General features: G+C 64.6%; 20 protein-coding genes. 5 read left to right on the top strand and 15 right to left on the bottom strand.

The genetic code is table 11. From position 1 onward, the window contains the following. Window positions 1-57: 57 nt before the first annotated feature. From ShzoTeo12_RS21175 to ShzoTeo12_RS21135, 9 genes are all read right to left on the bottom strand, one after another. Window positions 58-1,683 (bottom strand): GMC family oxidoreductase, encoded by a 1,626-nt coding sequence (locus ShzoTeo12_RS21175; RefSeq protein WP_318914068.1) that lies wholly within the window; start codon window positions 1,681-1,683, stop codon window positions 58-60. Continuing rightward, entirely contained in the window at window positions 1,680-3,209 is a 1,530-nt protein-coding gene (locus ShzoTeo12_RS21170; RefSeq protein WP_318914066.1) for an FGGY-family carbohydrate kinase, read from the bottom strand. The genes ShzoTeo12_RS21175 and ShzoTeo12_RS21170 overlap by 4 nt, the downstream gene beginning before the upstream one ends. A gap of 79 nt (window positions 3,210-3,288) precedes the next feature. Further along, window positions 3,289-4,107 (bottom strand): class I fructose-bisphosphate aldolase, encoded by an 819-nt coding sequence (locus ShzoTeo12_RS21165; RefSeq protein ID WP_318914339.1) that lies wholly within the window; start codon window positions 4,105-4,107, stop codon window positions 3,289-3,291. After that, the gene (locus ShzoTeo12_RS21160) at window positions 4,104-5,852 is read right to left on the bottom strand and encodes a glycerol-3-phosphate dehydrogenase/oxidase (RefSeq protein ID WP_318914064.1); all 1,749 of its coding nucleotides are present in this window, start codon (window positions 5,850-5,852) and stop codon (window positions 4,104-4,106) included. Before ShzoTeo12_RS21160 ends, ShzoTeo12_RS21165 begins: the two co-directional genes overlap by 4 nt. A 12-nt stretch (window positions 5,853-5,864) precedes the next feature. Further along, window positions 5,865-6,860 carry an aldo/keto reductase gene (locus tag ShzoTeo12_RS21155; protein WP_318914062.1) on the bottom strand — a complete coding sequence of 332 codons (996 nt, stop codon included), beginning with the start codon at window positions 6,858-6,860 and terminating at the stop codon, window positions 5,865-5,867. After that, a complete protein-coding gene (locus ShzoTeo12_RS21150; protein WP_318914061.1) occupies window positions 6,857-7,864 on the bottom strand; it encodes a sugar-binding transcriptional regulator in 1,008 nt (335 codons plus the stop codon). Before ShzoTeo12_RS21150 ends, ShzoTeo12_RS21155 begins: the two co-directional genes overlap by 4 nt. 1 nt (window position 7,865) lies before the next feature. Further along, window positions 7,866-8,855 carry an ABC transporter permease gene (locus ShzoTeo12_RS21145; RefSeq protein ID WP_318914059.1) on the bottom strand — a complete coding sequence of 330 codons (990 nt, stop codon included), beginning with the start codon at window positions 8,853-8,855 and terminating at the stop codon, window positions 7,866-7,868. A gap of 22 nt (window positions 8,856-8,877) precedes the next feature. Then, window positions 8,878-10,404, bottom strand: coding sequence for a sugar ABC transporter ATP-binding protein (locus ShzoTeo12_RS21140; RefSeq protein WP_318914057.1), 1,527 nt, complete (start codon window positions 10,402-10,404; stop codon window positions 8,878-8,880). 65 nt (window positions 10,405-10,469) lie between these two features. Next, window positions 10,470-11,471, bottom strand: coding sequence for a substrate-binding domain-containing protein (locus ShzoTeo12_RS21135; RefSeq protein ID WP_413251198.1), 1,002 nt, complete (start codon window positions 11,469-11,471; stop codon window positions 10,470-10,472). Between the two features lie 414 nt (window positions 11,472-11,885). Here ShzoTeo12_RS21135 and ShzoTeo12_RS21130 point away from each other — a divergent pair, with 414 nt between their 5' ends. The 5 genes from ShzoTeo12_RS21130 (at window position 11,886) to ShzoTeo12_RS21110 (ending at window position 16,737) form a co-directional block, all read left to right on the top strand. Further along, window positions 11,886-12,746 (top strand): ABC transporter substrate-binding protein, encoded by an 861-nt coding sequence (locus ShzoTeo12_RS21130; protein WP_318914055.1) that lies wholly within the window; start codon window positions 11,886-11,888, stop codon window positions 12,744-12,746. 73 nt (window positions 12,747-12,819) lie between these two features. Further along, window positions 12,820-14,343, top strand: coding sequence for an amino acid ABC transporter permease/ATP-binding protein (locus ShzoTeo12_RS21125; RefSeq protein ID WP_119254866.1), 1,524 nt, complete (start codon window positions 12,820-12,822; stop codon window positions 14,341-14,343). Between the two features lie 8 nt (window positions 14,344-14,351). Continuing rightward, window positions 14,352-14,996, top strand: a complete 645-nt coding sequence (locus tag ShzoTeo12_RS21120) for a GntR family transcriptional regulator (RefSeq protein WP_119254865.1) — start codon at window positions 14,352-14,354, stop codon at window positions 14,994-14,996. A 19-nt stretch (window positions 14,997-15,015) separates the two neighbouring features. Further along, on the top strand, window positions 15,016-16,335 hold the full coding sequence (locus ShzoTeo12_RS21115; protein WP_318914338.1) for an amidase: 1,320 nt from the start codon (window positions 15,016-15,018) through the stop codon (window positions 16,333-16,335). 18 nt (window positions 16,336-16,353) lie between these two features. After that, window positions 16,354-16,737, top strand: a complete 384-nt coding sequence (locus ShzoTeo12_RS21110) for an ectoine synthase (protein WP_318914053.1) — start codon at window positions 16,354-16,356, stop codon at window positions 16,735-16,737. Between the two features lie 365 nt (window positions 16,738-17,102). Here the strand turns inward: ShzoTeo12_RS21110 and ShzoTeo12_RS28295 are convergent, their stop codons facing one another. From ShzoTeo12_RS28295 to ShzoTeo12_RS21085, 6 genes are all read right to left on the bottom strand, one after another. Continuing rightward, a complete protein-coding gene (locus ShzoTeo12_RS28295; protein ID WP_413251190.1) occupies window positions 17,103-17,405 on the bottom strand; it encodes an FCD domain-containing protein in 303 nt (100 codons plus the stop codon). A gap of 164 nt (window positions 17,406-17,569) precedes the next feature. Then, window positions 17,570-18,568, bottom strand: a complete 999-nt coding sequence (locus tag ShzoTeo12_RS21105) for an ROK family protein (RefSeq protein ID WP_318914051.1) — start codon at window positions 18,566-18,568, stop codon at window positions 17,570-17,572. 138 nt (window positions 18,569-18,706) lie between these two features. Next, entirely contained in the window at window positions 18,707-19,510 is an 804-nt protein-coding gene (locus tag ShzoTeo12_RS21100) for an alpha/beta fold hydrolase (RefSeq protein ID WP_318914049.1), read from the bottom strand. Next, complete coding sequence (locus ShzoTeo12_RS21095) at window positions 19,507-20,346, bottom strand: sugar phosphate isomerase/epimerase (RefSeq protein WP_318914047.1); 840 nt, start codon at window positions 20,344-20,346, stop codon at window positions 19,507-19,509. Before ShzoTeo12_RS21095 ends, ShzoTeo12_RS21100 begins: the two co-directional genes overlap by 4 nt. Further along, window positions 20,346-21,419 carry a Gfo/Idh/MocA family oxidoreductase gene (locus tag ShzoTeo12_RS21090; protein WP_318914045.1) on the bottom strand — a complete coding sequence of 358 codons (1,074 nt, stop codon included), beginning with the start codon at window positions 21,417-21,419 and terminating at the stop codon, window positions 20,346-20,348. The genes ShzoTeo12_RS21095 and ShzoTeo12_RS21090 overlap by 1 nt, the downstream gene beginning before the upstream one ends. Before the next feature lie 51 nt (window positions 21,420-21,470). Next, on the bottom strand, window positions 21,471-22,499 hold the full coding sequence (locus ShzoTeo12_RS21085; RefSeq protein WP_318914043.1) for a hydroxyacid dehydrogenase: 1,029 nt from the start codon (window positions 22,497-22,499) through the stop codon (window positions 21,471-21,473).

Below are 22,499 nucleotides of genomic sequence, written 5' to 3'. Positions count from 1 at the left end.
CGTTGAGCATTGGCACAGCGCGAAGCTTGAACAGCCCGGCGGAAGAACATCTTCCATCTATTGCGTGCTCAGCACCATCTCCGCCGCCTTTTCCGCGATCATGATCACCGGCGAGTTGGTGTTGCCCGAAACGATGGTCGGCATGATGGAGGCGTCGACGACGCGCAGCCCGTCGAGACCGTGCACCCGCAGCCTGGCATCCACCACCGCCATCGGATCGTCGCCCATCCGGCAGGTGCCGACGGGATGGAAGATCGTCGTCGCGATGTCGCCGGCGCGCCGGATGAGCTCGTCGTCGCTCTGGTATTCCTTGCCCGGCAGCATTTCCTGCGGCCGGAAGCGGGTGATCGCCCGGGTTTCCATGAGGCTTCGCGCATGGCGGATGGATCTGGCCGCCAGCAGACGGTCGCCCGGCGTCGACAGGTAATTCGGCCGGATTTCCGGGGCGAGCGCCGCATCGTCCGCCGTCACATGCACCGTGCCGCGGCTTTCCGGCCGGAGATTGCAGACGGAGACCGTCACGGCCGGATAGCGGTGCAGCGGCTCGCCGAGCCGGTCGGTGCTGAGCGGCTGGACATGATACTCAAGGTCGGCCGTGGCGACCGCCGGGTCGCTCCGCGCGAAGATGCCGAGCTGGCTCGGCGCCATGGAGAGCGGGCCGGAGCGGCGGAACGCATATTCCAGACCCATGCCCGCGCGGCTCAGGAGGTTGTGATAGAGCTGGTTCAGCGTCCTTGCGCCTTCGATGCAGAACACCGTGCGGATCTGGAGATGGTCCTGCAGGTTCTCGCCGACGCCGGCAAGCGCATGGCGCAGCGGAATGCCGAGCGCGGAGAGCAGGTCCGGGCGGCCGATGCCCGACAGTTCGAGGAGTTTTGGCGAATTGACCGCGCCCGCCGACAGTATGACCTCGCGGGAGGCGCGCGCGACGGCGGGTCGGCCGTTCAGCCGGAAGCGCACGCCGCTCGCCCGTTTGCCGTCGAATTCCAGGCGTTGTGTCTCCGCGCCTGTGAGCACACGCAGGTTCGGGCGCTTCATCGCCGGGCGCAGGAACGCCTTGGTCGTGTTCCACCGCAGACCGCCGCGCTGGTTGACCTCGAAATAGCCCGAGCCCTCGTTGTCCCCGCCGTTGAAATCGTCGGTCTTCGGGATGCCGAGTTCCTCGGCAGCGTCGCGGAAGGCGTCGAGGATGGGCCAGGAAAGGCGCTGACGCTCGACGCGCCACTCGCCGCCCGCGCCGTGGACGGCGGACGAGCCGCGATAATTGTCCTCCGACTTCAGGAAATAGGGCAGCACATCATCCCAGCCCCAGCCGGCATTGCCCGCCTGCCGCCAGCCGTCATAGTCCGCCGCCTGCCCGCGCATGTAGATCATGCCGTTGATCGACGAGCAGCCGCCCAGCACCTTGCCCCGCGGATAGTTGAGTGCGCGGCCGTTGAGCCCGGCCTCCGCCGCCGTCTTCATCATCCAGTCCGTGCGCGGATTGCCCATGCAGTAGAGATAGCCGATCGGCACATGAACCCAGTGGTAGCGGTCCGACCCGCCCGCCTCGAGCAGCAGGACGCGGTTCCCGGGGTCGGCGGAGAGCCGGTTCGCCAGAACGCAGCCGGCCGAACCGGCACCGACCACGATGAAATCGTAGCTGCCCTCATCGACCGGCGTTTCATTGACAGGATGGTTCACGCCGCAACTCCCGTTGCCATTTTTTCCGAAGCCGCCAGCCGCCGCCAGAGCGGCATCATCGCCTCGGCGATATCCGTGTAAAGCGCGTAGCGCCTCGCATAGTGCGCGGCAAGGCCGACATTCGGCCTATAGTGCCGCTCTGTCCGCACCATGGCCTCGGCCCCCGTCGCGAAATCGTCAAAGAGGCCGACGCCCGTGCCGGCCGCGATCGCCGCGCCGAGGGCGCCCGTCTCCCGCGAGGCGGCAACCGAGACCGGCACGCCGAGCACATCCGCAAAAATCTGCGGCCAAAGCTTGCTGCGCGAACCACCGCCCGACAAGACCGCCTCTTCGAACGTCGCGCCCGCCTTTCGGATCGTTTCGACATGCTGGCGGTGGCCAAAGGCGACGCCCTCCAGCAGGGCGCGGATCAGATGGCCCCTGGTGTGCCAGCCGGCTACGCCGTAGAAGCCTGCCCGCGCGTGCCCGTCCTGCTGGGCGCCGTAGAGATAAGGGTGGTAGAGTGGATCGTCCGCCGCAGGCTCCACGGCCGCCGCAAGCGCGCAGCAGGCATCGAAGGGCGAGACGGCGGCATGGTGATCGCCGTCGAAGAATTCCCGCACCAGCCATTCGAGATTGGCCGCCGAGGTCGCGCTGTTTTCCATCGCCATGTAGCGCGTGCGGTCGAAGGTGGAGGACATGAAAACCGGACCCTTCAAATCCGGGCCATCGACGATCACCTGGTTGATGCTCCAGGTGCCGGCGATGATCGAGGCGCTGCCCGTGCGCGAAACGCCGGAGCCGAGCGCCGAGGCGACGACATCGAAGAGCCCGCCAATGACGGGCGTGCCCGCGGCAAGCCCGGTTTCGGCCGCAACGGCCTCCGTCACGCGCCCCGCAATGTCGGCACTCTCGATGAGCGGCGGCAGAAGGTCCATGCAATCCCCGAGGCCATAGGCCTCCATCAGCGTCCTGTCATAGCGGCGCGCCGCCAGATCGAGCAGCCCGGCACCGGACATGTCCGAGACCTCGCTGACACGCTGGCCCGTCAGCCGGTTCACCACGAAATCCTTGGAGTAGAACACCGTGCCGATGTGCCTGAACACATCGGGCCTGAAACGCTTCAGCCAGGCGAGCAGCGTCGGCGTCTGGGCCGGCCAGGGGCGCTGCCGGGCGATCGGGTAGGTGCGGTCGCCCACGCCTTCGGCCAGCCATTCCTCAACCAGGCCGGTCGCGCGCGTATCGATCGACTGGATGCCGATCAGCGGCGCGCCGTCGCGATCGAGCGCATAGAGCCCGTTGCCATGGCCCGCGCAGCCGATCGCGGCGATGTCGCCGGCCGCTATTCCCGCCTTGTCGAGGCAGGTACGGATGACGCGTCTGGCGTTGGCCCAGAGTTCGTCGAGATCGCGTTCGACATGGCCGGGGCACGGCATGCGGCTATGCCCCTCCTCCCCGGCATGGGCGAGTTCACGCCCTTCGAGGTCGAAGATGACGGCCTTGATGACCGTGTTGCCCGCATCGAGCCCCAGAAGATATTTTTGCATGCAGAACCCCTCCCAGGTTCACTTTACTCGCGCGATCGCGGGAAATCGCCTCGCGTATTTCCCGCGACCACCCGGCGTCTCATCCCTGCTGGTAAAGTGCGAAGGCCTCCTCGCCGCTCGCATCCGCATGGATGATCGCCATCAGCCCGCGCACCACGGCGCTCGGATTGGCGTGCTGGTAGATGTTGCGGCCATAGACCATGCCCATTGCGCCCTGCCGCATCAAGGCGGCAGATTTCGCAAAGACCGCGGAAAGATCTTCCTTGCCGCCGCCGCGCACCAGAACCGGGCAGCGCGCCGCCTCGACGACGCGATGGAAATCCTCCGCGTTGGTCGTCGGATCGGCCTTGACGATATCGGCGCCCATCTCGCGGGCAAGCCGCGTCAGCGTGACGATCTTGTCGGCGTCGCCGTCGACCATGTAGCCGCCGCGCTCGGTGACGGGCTGCATGACGAGCGGCTCGATCATCAGCGGCATGCCATATTTCTCGCAATCGGCCCGGACGCGCGCGATGTTCTGCACACACTGACGGAAAAGATCCGGTTCATCCGGCAGCATGAAGAGGTTGACGACCACGCAGGCCGCATCCATCTGCAACGCACCGATCAGCGGCTCGGCCTCGTTTTGCAGCACTGCCCACATGTCGCGATGGCGGATGCGGTTATAGGGGTTGCCCATGTCGATGCGCATGACCAGCGCCGGCTTGTCCTTGCCGGGAATGTCCTGCAGCAGATCGGCCTGGCCGTAATTCATCTGGATCGCATCCGGCCCGGCATCGACCAACGCCTTCACCACGGCCGGAACATCCTCCAGCCCGTCAAGGAAGGACGGCTCGTTGCACACGCCATGGTCGATCGCCACGTCCAGGCAACGGCCTTTGCCGAACAGCCGGTTCATCCGGACTTTGCGGTTGTCTCGCATAATTCACTCCTGTGTTCATTCCGTGCGGAAAGGGTTTGTTCGGTAACGCCGTGGCGTTCACGCATGAAATCCAGAAAACGGCCGCGCTCTTCGGCCGTCCGTTGCGCGGACCAGCCCTTTTCGGCGGCGAGCAACTCAAGCACGGCCTCCGCCATGGCGAGTGAAAGATCGCCCGCGACCGCCAGCGTCGTGCGGCGCAGCAGCAGATCGTCCAGATGCTCGGCCGCCTCGGCACGGATGAGATATTCCAGCTCCCGTGCGCTGTAGAGAGCATGCGGCAGCGCGTGATCCGGTTTCGCCGCGATGAAACGGGCGACGTTCTCGGCCTCCGTACCGTAGCGACCGAAGAGAACCGTGACGCGCGCGACGGAAAGACCGGTCGATGCGGCAAGGTCGCGGATCCAGGTCCCGGGATCTTTGGGGAAGACGCGGCCACCGCCGATCGCCCGTTCAGCGGTATCGATACGGCGCGTCACGCCCAGATGTTTGAGCGCCATGTCGGCGGCGAGCTCCCCGAAGGAGCGGAAGGTCGTCCACTTGCCGCCGATCATGCAGAGCACCGGCGGCCCGCCATTCCTGCCGTCCAGCACGGTGCAGAAATGGTCGCGCGGGATGCGGCCGGTAAAACTGTCCTTGCTCGCCGGCAGCGGGCGCACGCCGGCAAACTGGAAGACGATCTCCTCCGGCCGGATCGTGACGCCCGGCAGCACGAAGGCGAGCGATTGCAGGATGTAATCACGCTCGTCCGCCTCGCAGCGCACCGTGCCGGGATCGTCGACGCGGATATCCGTTGAACCGACCAGCACCTTGCCGAGATAGGGAAACAGGATGCAGATGCGCCCATCCTCGTTCTCGTAATAGATCATGTGGCCGTCGAGCATGTCGCGAAGTGACGGGTTGTCGATGATGAGATGCGAGCCCTTGGTGCCGCCCATCAGCGGCGACGGCCGTGCCTCGCCTGAAAACAGCGTGGCATTCGCGATGTCGATCCAGCCGCCCGTCGCATTGACGATCAGCCGCGGCTCGAGGGGCAGCGCCTCGCCGGACAGGCCGTCGCGCAGGACGAAGCGACCGGCCCCGGCTTCCTCGATCGTCGCATAGTTCAGCGCTCCGGCATTCGCGCCAGCGGACAGGCCGTCGCGCAGAAGCTCGATGCCGATGCGCTCGGGATGGCTGACCCAGGCGTCGTAATAGGTCGCGGAATTGCGGATCGACGAATTGAGCGCCGGCCATTTCGAGAGCGTCGCCCTGCGGCTGCGGAATTCGTGTTTCGGCATCAGGGCGCGCCTGCGCGTCAGAAAGTCGTAGATGCCGAGCCCCGCCTTGATGGCGATGGCGCCGCGACGACTGGGGCGGCGGGTAAGGCCGAGGAAGCGCACCACGCCATTGGCAAGGCCGGAAAAGGTGTCGAAGATCGGCACCGTGGTCGGCAAGGGCGCGACATAATGCGGGGCGTTGCGCAGCAGCCGGTCGCGCTCGACGAGCGATTCCTTGACCAGGCTGAACTCGCCGTTCTCGAGATATCGCAGGCCGCCATGAACCATGCGCGAGAGCGCCGCACTCGCGCCGGAGCAATAGTCCGCCTTTTCGACGAGCAGCACGTTGACGCCCTGCAGCGCCAGCTCGCGGAAGACGCTGAGCCCGTTGATGCCGCCGCCGAGGACGCACACGTCCACCTTCGGGCTCTGACGGAGCCCGTTCAATGTCTCTGTCCGGTTCATGATGGCAGTCCGTTATCCGTCCATATCGGCCAGTTTTGCCGCAATACCGGCGTCGATGGCCGCAAGATCGTCGTGATCGAGCCGGAGCGTTCCGGCCCGTGCATTGTCGAGCGCCTGCGTCGGGTTTCGGGCGCCGCAGAGCGCAAAGGTCACGCCGGGCTGCGCCAGCGTCCAGGCGATCACCACCTGCGCGATGCTGGCGCCGTGCCGTTCCGCGACCGGGCGGATAGCATCGGAGAAATCCCTGGCCTTCTGCCTGTTCGCAACGGAGAAACGCGGATTGTCCTTGCGCTGGTCGTCGCCGGCAAAGACCCGGTCCGGCCCGATCGTGCCCGAGAGCAGGCCGAGCGCCAGCGAGGAATAGCTGAGCGTCGCCACGTCGTTTTGAAGGGTGAGCGGCAGCAGGTCCGCCTCGATCTCGCGATCGATCATGCTGAACCGCTCCTGGATCGCATCGAGCGACCCGGTCTCAATGTATTTTTCCAGTTCCGGCCGGTTGACGTTGCTGGCGCCGATTGCCCGGATCTTTCCGGCTTTCTTCAAATCTTCCAGCGCCGAGACAGTCTCCTCGACGGGCGTCGTCGGATCCTGCCAATGGGTGATGTAAAGGTCGATATAGTCGGTGCCGAGCCGGCGCAGGCTTTCCTCGACCTCGTGGATGATTCCGTCGCGGCCGAGATAGCGATGAACCGGCCTGCCGTCCTGATCGAAGAAATGCCTGCCCTTCCCCGTGTGCCAGACGAGGCCGCATTTCGTGGCGATGACAGCCTTGTCGCGGCGGCCGGCGATGGCCTTGCCGACGATCTCTTCCGAGCGGCCGAGACCGTAGGCCGGGGCTGTATCGATCAGCGTCACGCCGGCATCGAGCGAGGCCTGGATCGCGGCGATGGATTCGGCCTCGTCCGTGCCGCCCCACATCCATCCGCCGATGGCCCAGGTGCCGAGGCCGACGGCCGAGGCCCTGACGCCGGAGCGGCCGATTTCACGGTTCAACTGTTCGCCGCTCATGCGGAAAGTCCTTCTTCGGATGCAAGGTCGAGAATGCGTGCGCCGGTCGCTTCGTCCGTGACGAGCGTGTCGAGATGGCCGCCGCGCAGCACGGAGAGGATCGAGCCGGCCTTGTTGAGGCCGCTCGCCACCCCGATCTTCGTCGGGATCGAGGCGAATTCCGTCAGCGTCAGTGAAACGAGCGCGCGGTTGAGGGCGTAGTCGCAAACCCGCCCCTCGCCGTCGAGCAGATGGGCGAGCAGTTCCGCGCTCGCACCGGACTGTTCGATGGCATTGCGATCCTCGCTGGAGGAGGGATGCAGATCGTAATAGGTCGAATCCTGGCTGAGGATCGAGCCGATGCCGACCAACGCCACCTTGGCCTCGCGCGCCCGCTGAAAGACATCGGCGACGGAGCGCATGTTGATCAGCATCGCGCGCTGCGCGGCGTCGTCGGCAAAGAGCGGCGCGTGGATCTGCCAGGAACGGCCGCCCAACCGGTCGGCCATCAGCGTCGAGACGTGGTTGACGTCGGTATAGTGTTTTCCCTGCACGCAGCCGGTCGCCGGGATGACCTCGACATCGTAACGGCGCGCGGCCTGCAATCCGGCGACGACAGCGCCGACACCCTTGCCGCCGGTGATGCAGATCGTGTCCCCATCGGCGATCTCCTCCAGAAGCAGCCGCGCCGCCGCCTCTCCCACCGCGAGCAGCGCGGTCTGCGGATTGTCCGAGACGGTCGGCACCACCACGGCGCGGCTGATGCCGCCGAGCGCCAGAAGCCGCTCCTCCATGTCCACCAGCGGCTCGACCGGCGACTTGATCTTGATCTCGACGAGGCCGAGCTGGCGGCCGCGCTTGATGAGGCGGTTGACGGTGGCATGCGAGATGCCGAGCTGATCGGCGATCTGCGCCTGAGTCAGGCCTTCCAGGAAGTGCAGGACGAGCGCCTGATGCATCTGGCGGGCGATGACGATTTCCTCGCGCGGGGCGGTCGTCTTGGGTTTCAGTCTGGCGATCGGCATATCAGCTGGCCTTCCGCTTGTGCATGAAATGATCGATGGAGACGGCGGCGAGCAGAATGCAGCCCTTGATCATGTCCTGCCAATAGACCGATACGTTGAGCAGGATGAGCGACGAGGTGACGAGCGAGAGCAAGGCCATGCCGAGGATAGCCCCGAGGACCGTGCCCGAGCCGCCGCTGAGCGAGGCCCCGCCGATGACGGCGGCTGCGATGATGTTCAACTCCATGCCCGCGCCGAAGGTGGGTGTGGCAGCGCCGAAGCGGGACATGTAGATCACGCCGGCCACCCCTGCGAGGGTCGAGCACAGCACCGTCACCCAGAACTTCACCTGATTGGTCTTGATGCCGGAATAGAGCGCGGCCTTCTCGTTGCTGCCGGTGTAGAACACCTTGCGGAACGCGGTCGCCCGGCGCAGCAGGAAATCGAACAGGATAACGATGGCGACGAAGATCAGGATGACATAGGGCACGCCGTAGAAGGTGCCCTGCCCGACTTCCTTGAAGGCTGCCGGCAGCGTGAAGAGCGACAGCGGCGTGCCTTTGGTGATGATGAGGCAGAGACCGCGCACGATCACCATGGCCGCGAGCGACGTGATGAAGTGGTTGAGCCCGACGACCGTGACGAAGAAGCCCATGGCACCGCCGATGGCGCTCGAGGCGGCAATGCCGATCAGCGAGGCGGTCCACGGGTCGAGTCCGGCAAGGAAGAGCGAACCCGACAGCACCATCGCAAAGCAGACGACGGATCCGACGGCCAGGTCGATGCCGCCGACGATGAGCAGGATCGTCATGCCGACGACGACGATGCCTTCGACCGAGAAGCTCATCAGCATGGCGCGAAAATTGCCGAGCGTCAGGAAATGCGGCGAGGCGAAGCTCATGATCACGCCGAGCGTCAGGATGATCGCGATCAGCCCGGCCTCGCGCATCGAACCGATGCGCCTGAAGGACGATGTTTTCGGCGCTGTACCCGCCATCGTGTCGATTGCCATTTCCCGCTCTCCCAGTTTCTTCTCACGCGGCATGATCTGCCACCCGCGCCGCGCCGAGCCCCGAGGCAAGACGGATCACGGCCTCCTCCGACATCTCGTCAGCTCCCAGTTCGCCTGCGATGCGCCCCTCCCGGACGACCAGCACGCGATCGCAAAGACCGAGCAGTTCCGGCATTTCCGAGGAGATGACGACAATGCCGATGCCCGAGCCCGCAAGCTCGCGCAGCAGGCGATGGATTTCGGTCTTGGCGCCGACATCGATGCCGCGCGTCGGTTCATCCATCAGGATGACCTTCGGCTTCACGGCCAGTTGCTTGGCGATCGCCACCTTCTGCTGGTTGCCGCCGGACAGCGATTTGACGGGCGCCTCGATACCGCCCATGCGAACGGCGAGCCGCCTTGCGAAATCCTCGGCCAGAGCCGCTTCGGCACGGCCATCGAGCAGGCCGGCGGCATTGGTCAGCGACTTCAGGTCCAGCACGGAAATGTTCTGCGCGATGGACATATCGAGGAAGACGCCGGAACCCTTCCGGTCTTCGGACAGGTAGACGATGCCCGCCTTCACCGCATCGGAATAGGTGGCGATCTTCTGTACGGCGCCATGCAGCCGCACCATGCCTTCGGCACGGGACCGCAGACCGCAGATACTCTCGGCGATCTCCGTTCGACCGGAGCCGATCAGGCCGCCTATGCCGAGGATCTCGCCCTTGCGTAAATTGAAGCTGACATTCTGGAAGCGGGAGCCGTCGCCGATGCCGTCCACCTCGAGAATCGTTTCGGCCGTCTTCTCGTCCGGCCGCAGCTTGTCGGGATAAAGCTGGGTGATCTCGCGGCCCACCATGCGGCGCACCACGTCGTCAGGCGTTACGTCCGAAATACGGTCCGTGCAGACATAGCGGCCGTCGCGGAAGACGGTCACACGGTCGCAAAGGCTGAAAATCTCGGCCATGCGGTGGCTGATATAGATGATCGATATGCCATTCGCCTTGAGATCGCGGATGATCGAGAAGAGCTGCTGCGCCTCGGTTTCGGTCAGCGCCGCGGTCGGCTCGTCGAGGATCAGCACACGGCAGTCGAGCGTCAGCGCCTTGGCGATCTCGACGAGCTGCTGGCTGGAAATCGGCAGATCGGCGACCTTGCGGCGAACGTCGATGGCGGCGAGACGGTTCATCACGGCTTGCGCATCGCGCTCCAGCGCGCGGTAATTCATGAGGGGCGAGCGGCGGCGGTTCGTGGCCGCCATGAACATGTTTTCGGCAACCGTCGCATCCGGGCAGAGCGCGATTTCCTGATGCACCAGGCCGATGCCGAACGACTGCGCGGCGGCGGGGGACGCGATACGCACCGGCTGGCCGTCGACGCGGATTTCGCCCGCGGTCGGCTGCAAGACGCCGGCGATGATGTTCATCAGCGTCGACTTGCCGGCGCCGTTCTCGCCGCAGAGCGCATGGACCTCGCCGCGTTCGAGCGTGAAGCCGACATCCGTCAAAGCCTTCACCGCCCCGAAATGCTTGGTCACGCCATGAATGGTGAGCACCGGCTCCGCCATCGTCTTCCTCCCCTCTCCCCGAAGCCCATCCGCGCCGCACGGCGCGGATGGCGTCTCTTGGGAGATTACTCCTCGATACCCTTGGTGCCACGGCGCTTCAGGTACTTGTCCCAGTAGAAATCGTCGGCATTTTCGGCCGTGACGATCGACAGGCCGTTGTCGACGACCGGGATGCTCATCGGGTTGAAGCCCGAGCGCTTGGCATCGTTCATCGGGTCGATCAATTCCGGGTGCTTGGCAAGCCACAGCAGCATGAAGCCCATGTAACCCTGCATGCCCTGGTTCGGGTTGATCGAGCCAAAGACTTCGCCGGCCTTGATCATGTCGAGAATATTGGCGTTGACGTCGGCGCACATGACGAGGACCTTGCCGCCGGCTTCCTTGTTGGCCTGCGCCGCGCCGATCGCCGAGTTGGCTTCCGGCATGAAGACGGCGCCGAGGTTCGGATTGGCCTGGATGAGGCTCGACAGGCCCTGGTAGGCCTTGGTCGGATCCTGGTTGGAGGCCGCGCGGCCGACCAGCTTCATGTCGGGCCACTTCTCTTCCATGCGGGCGATGAAGGCGGCGATGCGCTTGTCGTGGTTGTCCTGGCCCGGATTTTCGAGAACGGCGTATTCGCCCTTGCCGCCCATCTTTTCGGCGATCGCATCGGCCGCGTAGGTGCCTTCACGAGTATTGTCCGAGGTGATGAACGAGACGCGCTTGGAGAGCGGCGAGTCTGCGGCGAAGGTCACGACGGCCGTGCCCTGATCGATGGCGCGATTGATCGGCTCGATGAACGGATCGGAGTTCATCGGGTGCACGAGAATGCCGGCCGGGTTCTGCGCCAGCGCCTGGTCGAAGGTGGCGATCTGCTTGTTGACGTCATATTCCGGCGTGCCGGTATATTCCGTCTCGCAGCCGAGCTGCTGGCCCGCCTGCTTGAACATTTCATAGACCGGGAACCAGTATTCGACGCCCGAAACCATGACGTTCATGACGTATTTTTCGCCCGGCTTGCAGCGGAACGGGTTGTCCGTCTCCGCAGATGCCGTGCCGGCAAAAAGCGTTGCCGCAAGGACCGCCATGGCGGTCGAGCCGATAAATTTGCGCAAGTTTCCTCCTCGAGGCCGAAGCCCCTCCCAAAAGCCCGAGGGCGTCCCGAAGACGCCGCAGATCGCGTTGAAACCGAACTTCCTCCTCGAAGTCCGATGAAGGGCAATAGAGGCGAAGATGAAACGCATGTCAATATAATTCAGCATCTGAAATATATTTCAGATTCTATAGGCGGACCGCACTCATTGCGGGCCGCTGCAGTGCGGTCCTCGCGGAGGACTGCGCCAGCGCGTGCTCGCACATCCACTGTAGCTACCCCCGGACCCATACCTCACGAAAGGAAGGGGGACCGGGGACAGCCCTGGCTCGGCAAATCCCCTCTTGACTCTCACAAATTGCTGAACAAAACTGTTCAACAATCTTGTTGAGCAATATGGGAGGTTGATATGCTCGATCCATCGCGAATTCTCTCCGGACTATGCGCTGCCGGCACCCTGGCCGCGTCCCTGCTGCTGGCTTCCGCCACGATGCAGCCCGCGCAGGCCGCGCCGCTTCCGACGATCAAGGAGGGAACGCTTTCCGTCGGTTCGGACCTGACCTATCCGCCCTTCGCCTATCTGAAGGACGGCGCGCCGGCGGGCTTCGACGTCGAGTTCATGCAGGCGCTTTCCAAGCGCCTGGAGCTGAGCTCCGAGTTCATCGACACCCGCTTCGCAAGCCTGATCACGGGTATCCGGGCCAACCATTTCGACGTCGTGGCCTCCGCCCTCTACGTCACGCCGGAGCGGCAGAAGATCCTGAACTTCATTCCCTATCTCAAGGCCGGCTCTTCGCTGCTGGTGCTGAAGGACGCGACGTTCCGTCCTACCGGGGAAGCCGAATTGTGCGGCAAGGTCGTCGGCTCGATGCAGGGCGCATCCTGGCTGCCCAAACTCAAGAAATTCTCGGACGAGCACTGCGCGGCGAACGGCCTCGGCGCCATCGAGACCCGCGAATTCGATACGGACGCCCAGGTCACGCAGGCGCTCCGTTCCCGTTCCATCGATGTCGAGTTCATGGACAATGTCGTGGCGGCCGAACTCCTCAAGAAGTTCCCGAACGACTATGAGGTGACGTCGAAGGACCTCATCTATCCGGTGCTGATCGGCGTTGCCGTCAGCCCGCAGAACAAGGACCTCTACGGCGCCGTCAGCGAAGCCTTCTCGAAGATGCGCCAGGACGGCAGCTATGCCGCTCTCGCCGAAGCATATGCCATGCCGACGGTGAGCGACGCGGACATCGAGAGCGTCACCTCCACCGCGCAGTAAATCCGTCTTCCAGGCGTATCGAAACGCCGGCCCGCGAGGCCGGCGTCCCCCTCTTATTTTCGAGCAGTTTCCCATGGGTTTCGACTGGCACTATACCGTTGGCCTTCTGGCCGATACCGATTTCTGGCTGGCGTCCTGGACGGTCGTGCAACTGAGTCTGGCGAGCTGGCTCGTCGCCGCCGTCGTCGGCTTCGCTCTCGCTCTTGCCAAGAGATCCCGGTGGAAGGTGCTGGCCCGCGCGACGCAAACCTATATCTGGTTCTTCAGAAGCCTGCCTCTGCTGGTCCTGCTCATCTTCATCTACAGCATGCCGCAGGTCTTCCCCGCGCTCCGGTCGGTCCTGTCGAATGCCTTCACGGCCGGTTTCATCGCCCTCGTCGTCAGCGAGGCGGCCTATATGGCCGAGATCCATCGAGGCGGGCTCATCGCCATACCGAAAGGCCAGGTCGAGGCCGGCCGCGCGCTCGGGCTCTCCTTTTTCGGGATACAGCGCCTGATCGTCATTCCGCAGGCGATCCGCGTCGCTCTTCCCGCCCTTGCGAACGAGCTCGTGACGATCGTGAAGCTGACCTCGCTCGTTTCCGTCATCTCGCTTGCGGAAATCCTGCTTGTCGGCCAGCGGCTCTACACCCAGAACTTCCTGATCCTCGAGACGCTCACGGCCGTCGCCTTCTATTACATCCTTATCGTCACGATCTTCGATCGCAGCATCACCTTTCTCGAGCGATCGGCTGACGTGAACCGGCTGGGACAGAAGGCCCAGCCGCTCTCGGAAGGGGAAGTCGCGGCGAAGATCGCGCGCTTCACCGCCCGGCCGGCCTCCAGGCGCCAGCCGGCGGACGTTCCGGCGCTGGAGGCGAAGGGCGTCCACAAGGCCTTCGGCGACCTGCAGGTTCTCAAGGGCGTCGACCTGACGGTCCAGCCGGGCGAGGTGATCTCTATCATCGGGCGCTCCGGTTCCGGCAAGACCACCTTCATCCGGACCTTGAACGGACTGGAGCACATGGATAGCGGCTCGGTGCGCCTGCATGGCGAACCCTTCATCTCCGCCGGGGCGTCCGCGTCGGGTGCCCACCTGTTCAAGGAGGATTTCCGGCTGATCCGCGATGTCGGCATGGTCTTCCAGAGCTTCAACCTGTTCAACCACCGCACCATCCTCGACAATGTCCTGCTCGCCCCGCTCTACCATGGTCTCGGCACGCGCGCGGACCTTGAGGCAGAAGCCTTCCACTATCTGGCGAAAGTCGGCATGGCCGCGCATGCCCGCAAATATCCTCACCAGCTTTCGGGCGGCCAGCAGCAGCGCGTCGCCATCGCGCGCGCCCTAATGATGTCGCCGAGCATCATCCTGTTCGACGAGCCTACCTCCGCGCTCGACCCGGAGACCGTGGACGAGGTCCTGGGCGTCATCCGTTCCCTGGCAGGCGACGGCGTCACGATGGTGATCGTCACGCACGAGATGAATTTCGCCTTCGATGTGTCCGATCGCATTTTGTTTATGGAGCAGGGCAAGGTGATCTGCGACGATACGCCCGCGAACATCAAGGCGGGCCTGTATCCTCAGCTCAGGACCTTCTTGAAGAACCTGACAAACTGAGATCCGACATGACCGAAACCGCTCCAAACGAACCAGCTTTCATCCGGGTTGCGAATGAAATCCGCAACAGCATTCTTTGCGGACGGATCCTGAGCGGCGCCGCCCTGATCGAGGCCGAGCTGATCGACGTCTATAACGTATCCCGCAACACGCTGCGGGAATCCCTGCAATTGCTCCGCCAGCAGGGGCTGCTGTCGCAGGAGCGCAACAAGAGCGTTCGGGTCAAGCGCCTTTCCGCGGCCGAGCTGAAGGACATCTTCATCGTGCGCCGCGTCGTCGAACTGAGCGCGCTGCGCGGCCGGCAGTCCGTGCCGGCCGACTGGCTGCAACGGCTCGGGGACCTGACGCGTGAAGGCACGGGGGCCATCGAGCGGGCCGACTGGCAGGTCGGGGCAACGACAAGCCTGCGCTTCCATCAGGAGATCGTCGCCCTTCATGGCAGCCCGATCTTCGACCAGATGTTTTCACTCCTCGTCACCCAGTTGCGCCTCGTCTTCGTGACCGGGGCGCAGGAGCGCGCATTCCAGGAACCGTGGCTGATGAGGGAAACCGAAATCCACGGACTTCTGGCCGAGGGCCGATACGAGACCGCCGCCGACCGCCTCGAGATCTATCTCGCCGATGCCGAGGCGATGCTGATGACGCTGATGTAGAATGAGAAACGTGACCGACATGCCGAACGCGCCGACCGACCCTCGTTCCCCGCACGCCAAATTTGCGGCTGCCATCGCGGACTATCAGGCCCGCTCCTGGCAGGGCCAGGCGATTTTTCTTGCGGAACGCTTCGCCGACGCGGGCGACGAGCTGGCCGATTGGGAACGCCTTCGGCGGGAAGGGGCCTCGCTGCCGCCGCTTGCGGGCCTGACGATGACGGCGAAGGCCTGTTTCGACGTCGAGGGGTGGCCCACCAGCTGCGCGTCGAGAGCATTGGCGAGCTCACCGGCGGCAACGCAAACGGCGCCCATGGTCGCCCGACTGCGCACTTGCGGCGCGACCCTTGTCGCGCAGACCAACATGACGGAATTCGCCTATGGCGCCCTTGGCCTGAACTTGGCCTTCGGCACGCCCCGCACGCCGCTCGATGCGACGGGAGAGCGGGTGGCGGGAGGGTCCAGTTCCGGAGGGGCGGTCGCCGTTGCGCGGGGATATTGCGATATCGCGGTATGCTCGGACACCAGCGGCTCTGCCCGTATCCCCGCGGCGTTCTGCGGCGTCGTGGGCTTCAAGCCCAGCCGTGGCCGCTATTCGAGCGACGGCATGAAATGGCTGTCGACGTCCTTCGATGTGCCCGGCCTCATAACCCGCTCGGCGGACCTGTGCCGGATCGTCGATGCGCTCCTCGCGCATGGGGAAATCTCCGAGCCGGAGCCCACGCCGTTTCGCCTGGCCATCCCGGCCTTCTACAGGGAAGCCGCCATCGACGCGGACGTCCGCGACACGTTCACGCGCTGCATGAACGCCCTGGCGGATGAAGGCGTGGAGATCACGGAAATCCCGCTCCCGAGCCTGCAGTCGGCGACGCGGATCACCGTCGAGGGGCGGATCATCGGCTATGAGGCCTACAGGTACCACGAGGCGCTCCTGAAGGCTGCGGAACATCTCTACGACCCGTTGATCGCGACGCGCCTCAGGCAGGGGGCGGAAGCGCCCGAAGGCGAATATCGCCGGGCGCTCGTCGAGCTGGACACATGCCGGAAACAGTTCGACCGGGAAATCGAGGGCTTCGACGCGTTCGTGCTGCCGACGGTGCCGATGATGCCGCCACGCGCCGGCGACCTTGACGAGCAGTCTCGCTATCTCGCGATGAACAGCCGTTCCTTTTCCCTCACCGAATTCGCAAACCGGCTCGACCTGCCGAGCGTCACGCTGCCCGCCGGCGGCCTGCCCATCGGCATGATGCTGACGGGCGCCCGCGGCGCCGACGACAAGCTCCTGGCCATCGCCGGGATGCTTGAACCGGTCCTTGCGAAAACCATCCGAAACCCCCTTTGAAAAAACCAGGAGTTTGAAATGATCGTCGTCACCTCACAGGAAATGGCAGGATCCGCACGGGATGTCTCCGGGCCGGGCTGGCAGAGCAAGCGTATGATCGTGCGCGAGCACGGCATGGGCCACTCGGTGCATGAAACCCGTGTCCTCGAAGGCGCCGAACTGCATCTTCATTACAAGAATCATCTCGAAAGCAACTACTGCATTTCGGGTGAGGGCGAAGTCGAGCATAAGGTGACCGGGGAAGTGTTCCCGATCAAGCCGGGCACGATCTATTCGCTCAACGAAAACGATCCGCACATCCTGCGCGCCACGAAAGGCGACCTGCTGCTCGTCTGCGTCTTCACGCCGCCTCTTTCCGGCAACGAAACGCACAAGGCGGATGGAAGCTACGCAAGCGAATAGAGGAATCCGTCGCTCTAAAGGTCAGATCCTCAAATCACCTTCGAGACACAGCGACGAACCTCGATAAATCCTGCACCACGCTCGCAGGCCCGGCATAGAAAAGGCTATGCCGGGCCTGCGCCGGGAACGAAGGACCGCGATAGTCCAAAGGCGCGCATTTCGGGAAGAGGTAGAAGCCCCCCTCCGACGCACGAACCTCAAGGCCAGGGATCGCGCCAAACCCCTTCGACGCGTTCACCGCGTGCCCGATATTCGACGACGGCCGACGTCACGAAGTCCGGCGGGCCGTTCAGCGCCGCCGCCGCGGCCCGCGATGATCTCCTTGCCCTTGCGTGCGGCCATCCTTGCGGAGGGCAAATATTCAATCAAGGAAGCTCGATTTCAGAGTTCGACAATTGCTCAAACACCCTCGACATACGCGCGGCAATTTGCTCCGCGCGAGCCCTGCTCAAGCGATCGGCTTCTTCGACATTCCTCTCGACGATTGCCGTAATGATAGCGGAGTGGTCATCAAGGACGATGGGCAATTCAGCAGTCCTCGAATTGGGGCGGTGCCAGTGCCATAACCGTTGCTGCTTGGTGAGAAGGCGAGAGAGAAGCCATGAAAAGTGAGGATTTCGGCCAACAGCCGCGATCTTTTCGTGAAACGCGGCATTCGCACCAATCACCTGGGTAGTAGGCGATAGTTCGTCAGCCGAGGCCCGGACCGCCTCTCGACCGAGTCGCGCCTACTGGCAGGAAAGGCTCTTCGGTCGAGAGATCAAAAGGTCCGTGTTCTTGAATGGATACGAGCCGGCGCGCGCTCAAACGGCAAGCACTTGAGATATAATCTTCAAGGCATATCGCTGAATTCCGAACATGCCGGCCGACGTAATGTATTCGATGCCCGCTGCCGGATAATCGCGAGATCGGCCACCCCGACGAGGCCGGCATCGTCGCCAAGGCTTGCAGGTACGACCGGCACCTCCCGAAAGGGGGCCATGGCATCGCGGCGGATGCGCGCACGAATGCCTGGTTCGAGCAGATCGAAAGCGGCCGACACGCCGCCGCCCATGACGATCATCTGCGGGCTGTAGAGATGCAGCAGGCTGGCAAAGCCTGAGCCGAGCCAATCGGCCTCCTCGGCGACGAGGGCGAGGCAGGCGGCATCGCCTGCCCGCGCACCCTCCACCGCGTGGCGGCCCTCAAGCGTCTCGTGCTCGGCCATCCTGCCAAGGTAGGAGGCGGGGTTTCCGCTTGCCGCCGCGCGGACCCGCTTGCCGAAGGCCGTACCGGCGGCAACCGCTTCGAAGCAACCGACACGCCCGCACGAGCAGACGGGCCCTTCCGCAACCAGCGTGAAATGCCCGACATGGCCGCCCATGCCCCGCGCCCCGTGCATCAGCCGGCCGTCGACAACGACACCGCCGCCGATGCCTGTACTGACCGTGACATAGACCATGTGGTCCAGCCCGCGCGCAGCCCCGTATTGCCATTCGCCGAAGGCGGCCGCGATGCCATCGTTCTCGACGATGGCCGGAAGGCCGAAAAGCTCCGACAGGCGGTCGCACAGAGGGAATTGCTCCCAACCGGGAAGGGTCGGAATATGGTCGATAACGCCGCTCACGGTATCGAGCGGCCCCGGGGCGCACATGCCGATCGCACGGACCGGAGCGCTGCCTGCCGCCCGCGACACCTCCGCGACAAGCGCCTTGAATTGCCGCATCACCTCTTCCGGGCCGCTGACATCCGTGCGTGCCGCCGTGCGTGCCAGAACCTTTCCGGCGCGCACCAGCGCGGCGCGAACCTGTGTGCCGCCGAGATCGAGGCCGATGGTGAAATCGTCGTTCATACAAGGCCTCTTGTCGTTCCACCGGTTGCGGACGAGGCCAGCCCCTCCGCCTCGAAGGCGGGCGACCTCGTGACGACGGTCTCGGCCATCAGCCGGTCCTCGGGCAAGGTTTCAATCCAGTCGGAAGACGGCCGCATCTCAGAGCTCCTTGAGGAAAGCCGACAGGGCAGCGCGGAAATCGGCGCGATAGGCGTCGGCATCGTCCGCCTTCGGCGTGATCTCCACCAGCCGCGCGCCCGGGATCATCCCGGCAAGCGACCGGGCATGACCAAGCGGATGAACGAGGTCGCGCCCGTGGCCGATCACGAGCGTCGGCACGGCAATAGCAGAGACCTCCGCCTCGGTGACGTCGGGGCCGTCCATCGAGATTGCCCTGAGCAGCGCTGCGGTGACGTCGATCGGCTCGCGCGTGAAGAAGCCGCGGATCGAGGCAAGATTATCCGGTGCGTCCCGTTCCAGCTCTTTCGCCAGGGGCAAGGCCTCATACTGCCGGCGCGCCTCCTGCGGCGGATAGCGATCGAGAAGTTCACCGGCAATACGGTTCGGCGCCATGTTTTCCGGATTGGCGGCACAAATCCAGGCGGGCCGCGCGATCACGAGCGCCCGAACCCGTTCAGGCCGGTGGACGGCAAGCCGCAGCGCGATCGCCGCTCCCATCGAGATTCCCCCCACCACGGCTCGTCCGGCACCCTGTGCTGCAAGATAGCCGGCAATGTCGTCGGCGAAGGTGGCGATCGAAAAGGCCGCCTTGGGGCCTGCGTCCGAGGCACCGTGGCCGCGGCATTCGACGGTGATGCGCCGGAAGCCGGAAGCCGCGGGAAAGACCTGCCCCGGCTGGGCCTGATCCCCGCACAGGCCATGCTGGAAGACGAAGGGCATGCCCGCGCCCTCCTCGTAGACCGCGAGGTTCGCGCCTTCGACGGGATGGCGGATCGGATTCATGCGTTGCCGCCCTCCGGGGCGATGAGGGGCGCAAGGAAAGCGGCGACACCCGGCGCTTCTGCCGCCGAAAGCCCGTGGGTGATCATGTCGCCGTCGAAGCCTGCCCGCTTCAGCGAGGCCACGTAGCGCGGATAGTCGATGACGCCCCTGCCCGCGGTGGCGAAGGAGCTGTCGGCGTTGCGATCCTTGGCATGCGCGATGGCGATCCGGTCTTTCAGCAGGTCGATGGCCGCGTCGATGATACGGCCGCGCGTTTCGGCGTCCTCGTTCTCGAAGAGATTGGCCGGATCCAGCACGATGCGGATGCGCTCGCTCGCCATCGTTTCGATCAGCCGCCGCGCCTTCGCGGCAGAGTTGATGACATTGGCGAGCTCCGGCTCGACGCCGATGAAGATGTCGTGCCGTTCCGCGATGGCGAGCAGATGGCCGAACTCGGCGATCATGTCCTGCCAGGCCTCGGTCCCCTGATTGTCTGGATGGTCGCGCCACTGATCGGCGGCATCCCGGCTTCCCGTGCAGACGGTCAGAAGGGTCGAACCTGCGGCATGCGCCGCTGCGGCAATCGCCGCAAAGCTGCGCCGGCCGGCCTCTCGCATCGCAATATCCGGGTGGATCATGTTGTAGGTGGCGGAGATCGCCGCGATGGCGACGCCGGTCTGTTCCGATGCTTCACGGATCGCCGCGACGGCAGCGCCCGGGATCACCTCCGGCAAGGCCCCAAGGCCTGAGCAGGCGAAATTGTATTGCACCGACGCGTAGCCGGCCCCGCGCGCGGCGGCGAGCACGACATCCGGCGTCGTGCCTGCGAAGGTCTTGGCGAAGATACCGGCGCGCATCACACGCTCCCATGCGCATCGACGAGCTTGACCGGCGCCTTTGCGCGAACCGACTGCATCACCGCCGCCATGCCGCGCACCGAGGCGATGCCGTCCTCGATGCCCGCGCCGGTCAGCGGCCCGCCATCGAGAATCGTATCCGCAAACCCCTCCAGCTGGCGCCGGTAGAAGTGGCCGTCCGCACCCAGAACGCGGCTGGTCGCCCCGGTCTTTTCGCTGAAGATGTCCACCTCGCTGCTCTTGAACAGCCAGGGATTGTAGGTCTTGCCGAGAATGCTGCCGTACTCGCCGTAGATCTGGAAGCCTTCGTGCCAGTCCATGCGCACGGCAACCGTCAGATCCAGATGGCCCATGGTGCCGTTTTCGAACTCGACGTCGATGAACCAGGAATATGCGCCGAACCGCTGGCGCAGCCGCGCATCGACGGCGAGGATGGGACCGGCAAAATAGCGGGCGGTATCCAGCAAGTGGCTGCCATGGGCGAGCATGAAATACTGCTCGAGATCGGCCTTCGGATTTCGCGACGGCTTCTTCGCGTTGGCGCTACGGATCATGTAGGGCTGCACCGCGTCGGTGACGGCATAGCGATGGGTGGAATCGCAATACCAGGCCTTCAGCGCGAGCATCTCGCCCATTTCCGTATCGATGAAGCTCTTGGCGCTCTGGAGGCCGGCGTCGTAGCGCTTCATATGGCCGACCTGGAAGACCTTGCCGCTCTTCTCGACGACGGGCCGCAGGCCGTCGGCCTCCTCGACGGTCATGCCGAGCGGCTTTTCGCAGAGCACATGCTTGCCGGCCTCGAGCGCACGGGCTGCGGCGGCGACGTGGAAGGCATCCGCCGTCGCGATGATGACCGCATCGACATCCGGGTCGGCCAGCATCGCATCGTAGTCCGAGAAAGCCTTTTTCGGCGCATGGGTCGCGGCCATTCGGGCGCGCAGGTCCTCCGCGACGTCGCAGATGGCGTAAAGCTCGGCATTGCGCGCTTTCACGGCGCTTTCGAAATGGCCGGCCTGCGAGATCGGCCCGCAACCGAGAATTCCGACCTTCAGCAGCGGCTTGCCCTCATTCATTTCATTGTCCTTTCCATGGTGGACGGTGCTTTCAGGACCGGTCCTTATTCTTCAGCTCTTCGATACAGGCATGCTGCGGAAGCGCATGGCGGTCTCCGGCTGCGCCACCTTGCAGACGGCGGGCGGAAGACCGCGGGCGATCAGTTCGATATCGGCGGTGATCGACGCGCCCATGGCGTTCAGCGTCGATTCCATGGCGCCGGCCTGATGAGGCGAAAGGATGATGTTCGGCGTCCCGCGCACCGGATCGTCGGCCGCGACCGGTTCGACGGGAAAGACATCGGTCGCAACCCGGATCCGGCCGGAAGCGGCCGCTGCCAGCATGTCCGGAAAATTGACGACCGCTGCGCGGCTCAGAAGGAGCAGGCACGCCCCCTGTTTCATCGTTTCGAACGCACGCTTGTCGAGGAAACCGGCATTGTCGGACGTCACGCCGGCGAGCACGAAGACGAAATCGCTCTCGGCAAGCGCGGTCTCCAGCGCCACCGGCCGGCAGCCGGCCTGCTCGATCAGGAGGGCCGGCACCCACGGATCGTAGACGTCGATGGTCGAGGTGAACGGTTTCAGCAAGGGCAGCAGCGCGCGGGCAAGATCGCCAAAGCCGATCAGCCCGACCCGGGCACGCATCAAAGGCCGTGCCGTGCGGTTGGCCGCAAATCCGTACTCTTCCTTGCCCTCTCGCATCAGCCGGTCGGCCTCGGTAATGCCGCGGCCGAGGTCGATCGCCATGGCCAGCCCGATTTCAGCGACCGGTTCGGCAAAGACATGGCTCGCCGACAGCACGCGGATGCCATGCTCGAAGCAATGGCGGTAGTCGATATTGGGCAGGAAATTTCCCTCGCTGTTGACGAAGGCCTTGAGGTTTCGGCACCGCGCCAGCCGCTCGGCCGGCATGTCAAAAATGCCCATCGCGATATCGGCGGGCGCAACGTGGCGTTCGAAGTCCTCGTCCGTCAGCGCATCGCCCTCATGGATGACGACGTCGCCAAGCGCACGGAGCCGCGCAAGATGGTCGTCCGTGAAGACATCTTCCACGAGGCGCGGATGTGCCATGATGAAGATACGGAAAGGTGTGGTCAT

This window comes from Shinella zoogloeoides, from assembly GCF_033705735.1.
GTDB classification, from domain to species: domain Bacteria; phylum Pseudomonadota; class Alphaproteobacteria; order Rhizobiales; family Rhizobiaceae; genus Shinella; species Shinella zoogloeoides_A.
The sequence above is the reverse complement of the archived record's forward strand: the minus strand, read 5'-3'. Positions and strand labels throughout refer to the sequence as shown.

Bases quoted from the DNA above. Each gene is read 5' to 3' on its own strand.
- ShzoTeo12_RS21155 (WP_318914062.1), bottom strand. From the start codon at position 6,860: ATGAGCGGCGAACAGTTGAACCGTGAAATCGGCCGCTCCGGCGTCAGG.
- ShzoTeo12_RS21160 (WP_318914064.1), bottom strand. From the start codon at position 5,852: ATGAACCGGACAGAGACATTGAACGGGCTCCGTCAGAGCCCGAAGGTG.
- ShzoTeo12_RS21130 (WP_318914055.1), top strand. From the start codon at position 11,886: ATGCTCGATCCATCGCGAATTCTCTCCGGACTATGCGCTGCCGGCACC.
- ShzoTeo12_RS21090 (WP_318914045.1), bottom strand. From the start codon at position 21,419: ATGAATGAGGGCAAGCCGCTGCTGAAGGTCGGAATTCTCGGTTGCGGG.
- ShzoTeo12_RS21095 (WP_318914047.1), bottom strand. From the start codon at position 20,346: ATGCGCGCCGGTATCTTCGCCAAGACCTTCGCAGGCACGACGCCGGAT.
- ShzoTeo12_RS21115 (WP_318914338.1), top strand. From the start codon at position 15,016: ATGCCGAACGCGCCGACCGACCCTCGTTCCCCGCACGCCAAATTTGCG.
- ShzoTeo12_RS21135 (WP_413251198.1), bottom strand. From the start codon at position 11,471: ATGGCGGTCCTTGCGGCAACGCTTTTTGCCGGCACGGCATCTGCGGAG.
- ShzoTeo12_RS21100 (WP_318914049.1), bottom strand. From the start codon at position 19,510: ATGAATCCGATCCGCCATCCCGTCGAAGGCGCGAACCTCGCGGTCTAC.
- ShzoTeo12_RS21125 (WP_119254866.1), top strand. From the start codon at position 12,820: ATGGGTTTCGACTGGCACTATACCGTTGGCCTTCTGGCCGATACCGAT.
- ShzoTeo12_RS21150 (WP_318914061.1), bottom strand. From the start codon at position 7,864: ATGCCGATCGCCAGACTGAAACCCAAGACGACCGCCCCGCGCGAGGAA.
- ShzoTeo12_RS21120 (WP_119254865.1), top strand. From the start codon at position 14,352: ATGACCGAAACCGCTCCAAACGAACCAGCTTTCATCCGGGTTGCGAAT.
- ShzoTeo12_RS21170 (WP_318914066.1), bottom strand. From the start codon at position 3,209: ATGCAAAAATATCTTCTGGGGCTCGATGCGGGCAACACGGTCATCAAG.
- ShzoTeo12_RS21145 (WP_318914059.1), bottom strand. From the start codon at position 8,855: ATGGCAATCGACACGATGGCGGGTACAGCGCCGAAAACATCGTCCTTC.
- ShzoTeo12_RS21140 (WP_318914057.1), bottom strand. From the start codon at position 10,404: ATGGCGGAGCCGGTGCTCACCATTCATGGCGTGACCAAGCATTTCGGG.
- ShzoTeo12_RS21165 (WP_318914339.1), bottom strand. From the start codon at position 4,107: ATGAACCGGCTGTTCGGCAAAGGCCGTTGCCTGGACGTGGCGATCGAC.
- ShzoTeo12_RS21110 (WP_318914053.1), top strand. From the start codon at position 16,354: ATGATCGTCGTCACCTCACAGGAAATGGCAGGATCCGCACGGGATGTC.
- ShzoTeo12_RS21105 (WP_318914051.1), bottom strand. From the start codon at position 18,568: ATGAACGACGATTTCACCATCGGCCTCGATCTCGGCGGCACACAGGTT.
- ShzoTeo12_RS21085 (WP_318914043.1), bottom strand. From the start codon at position 22,499: ATGACCACACCTTTCCGTATCTTCATCATGGCACATCCGCGCCTCGTG.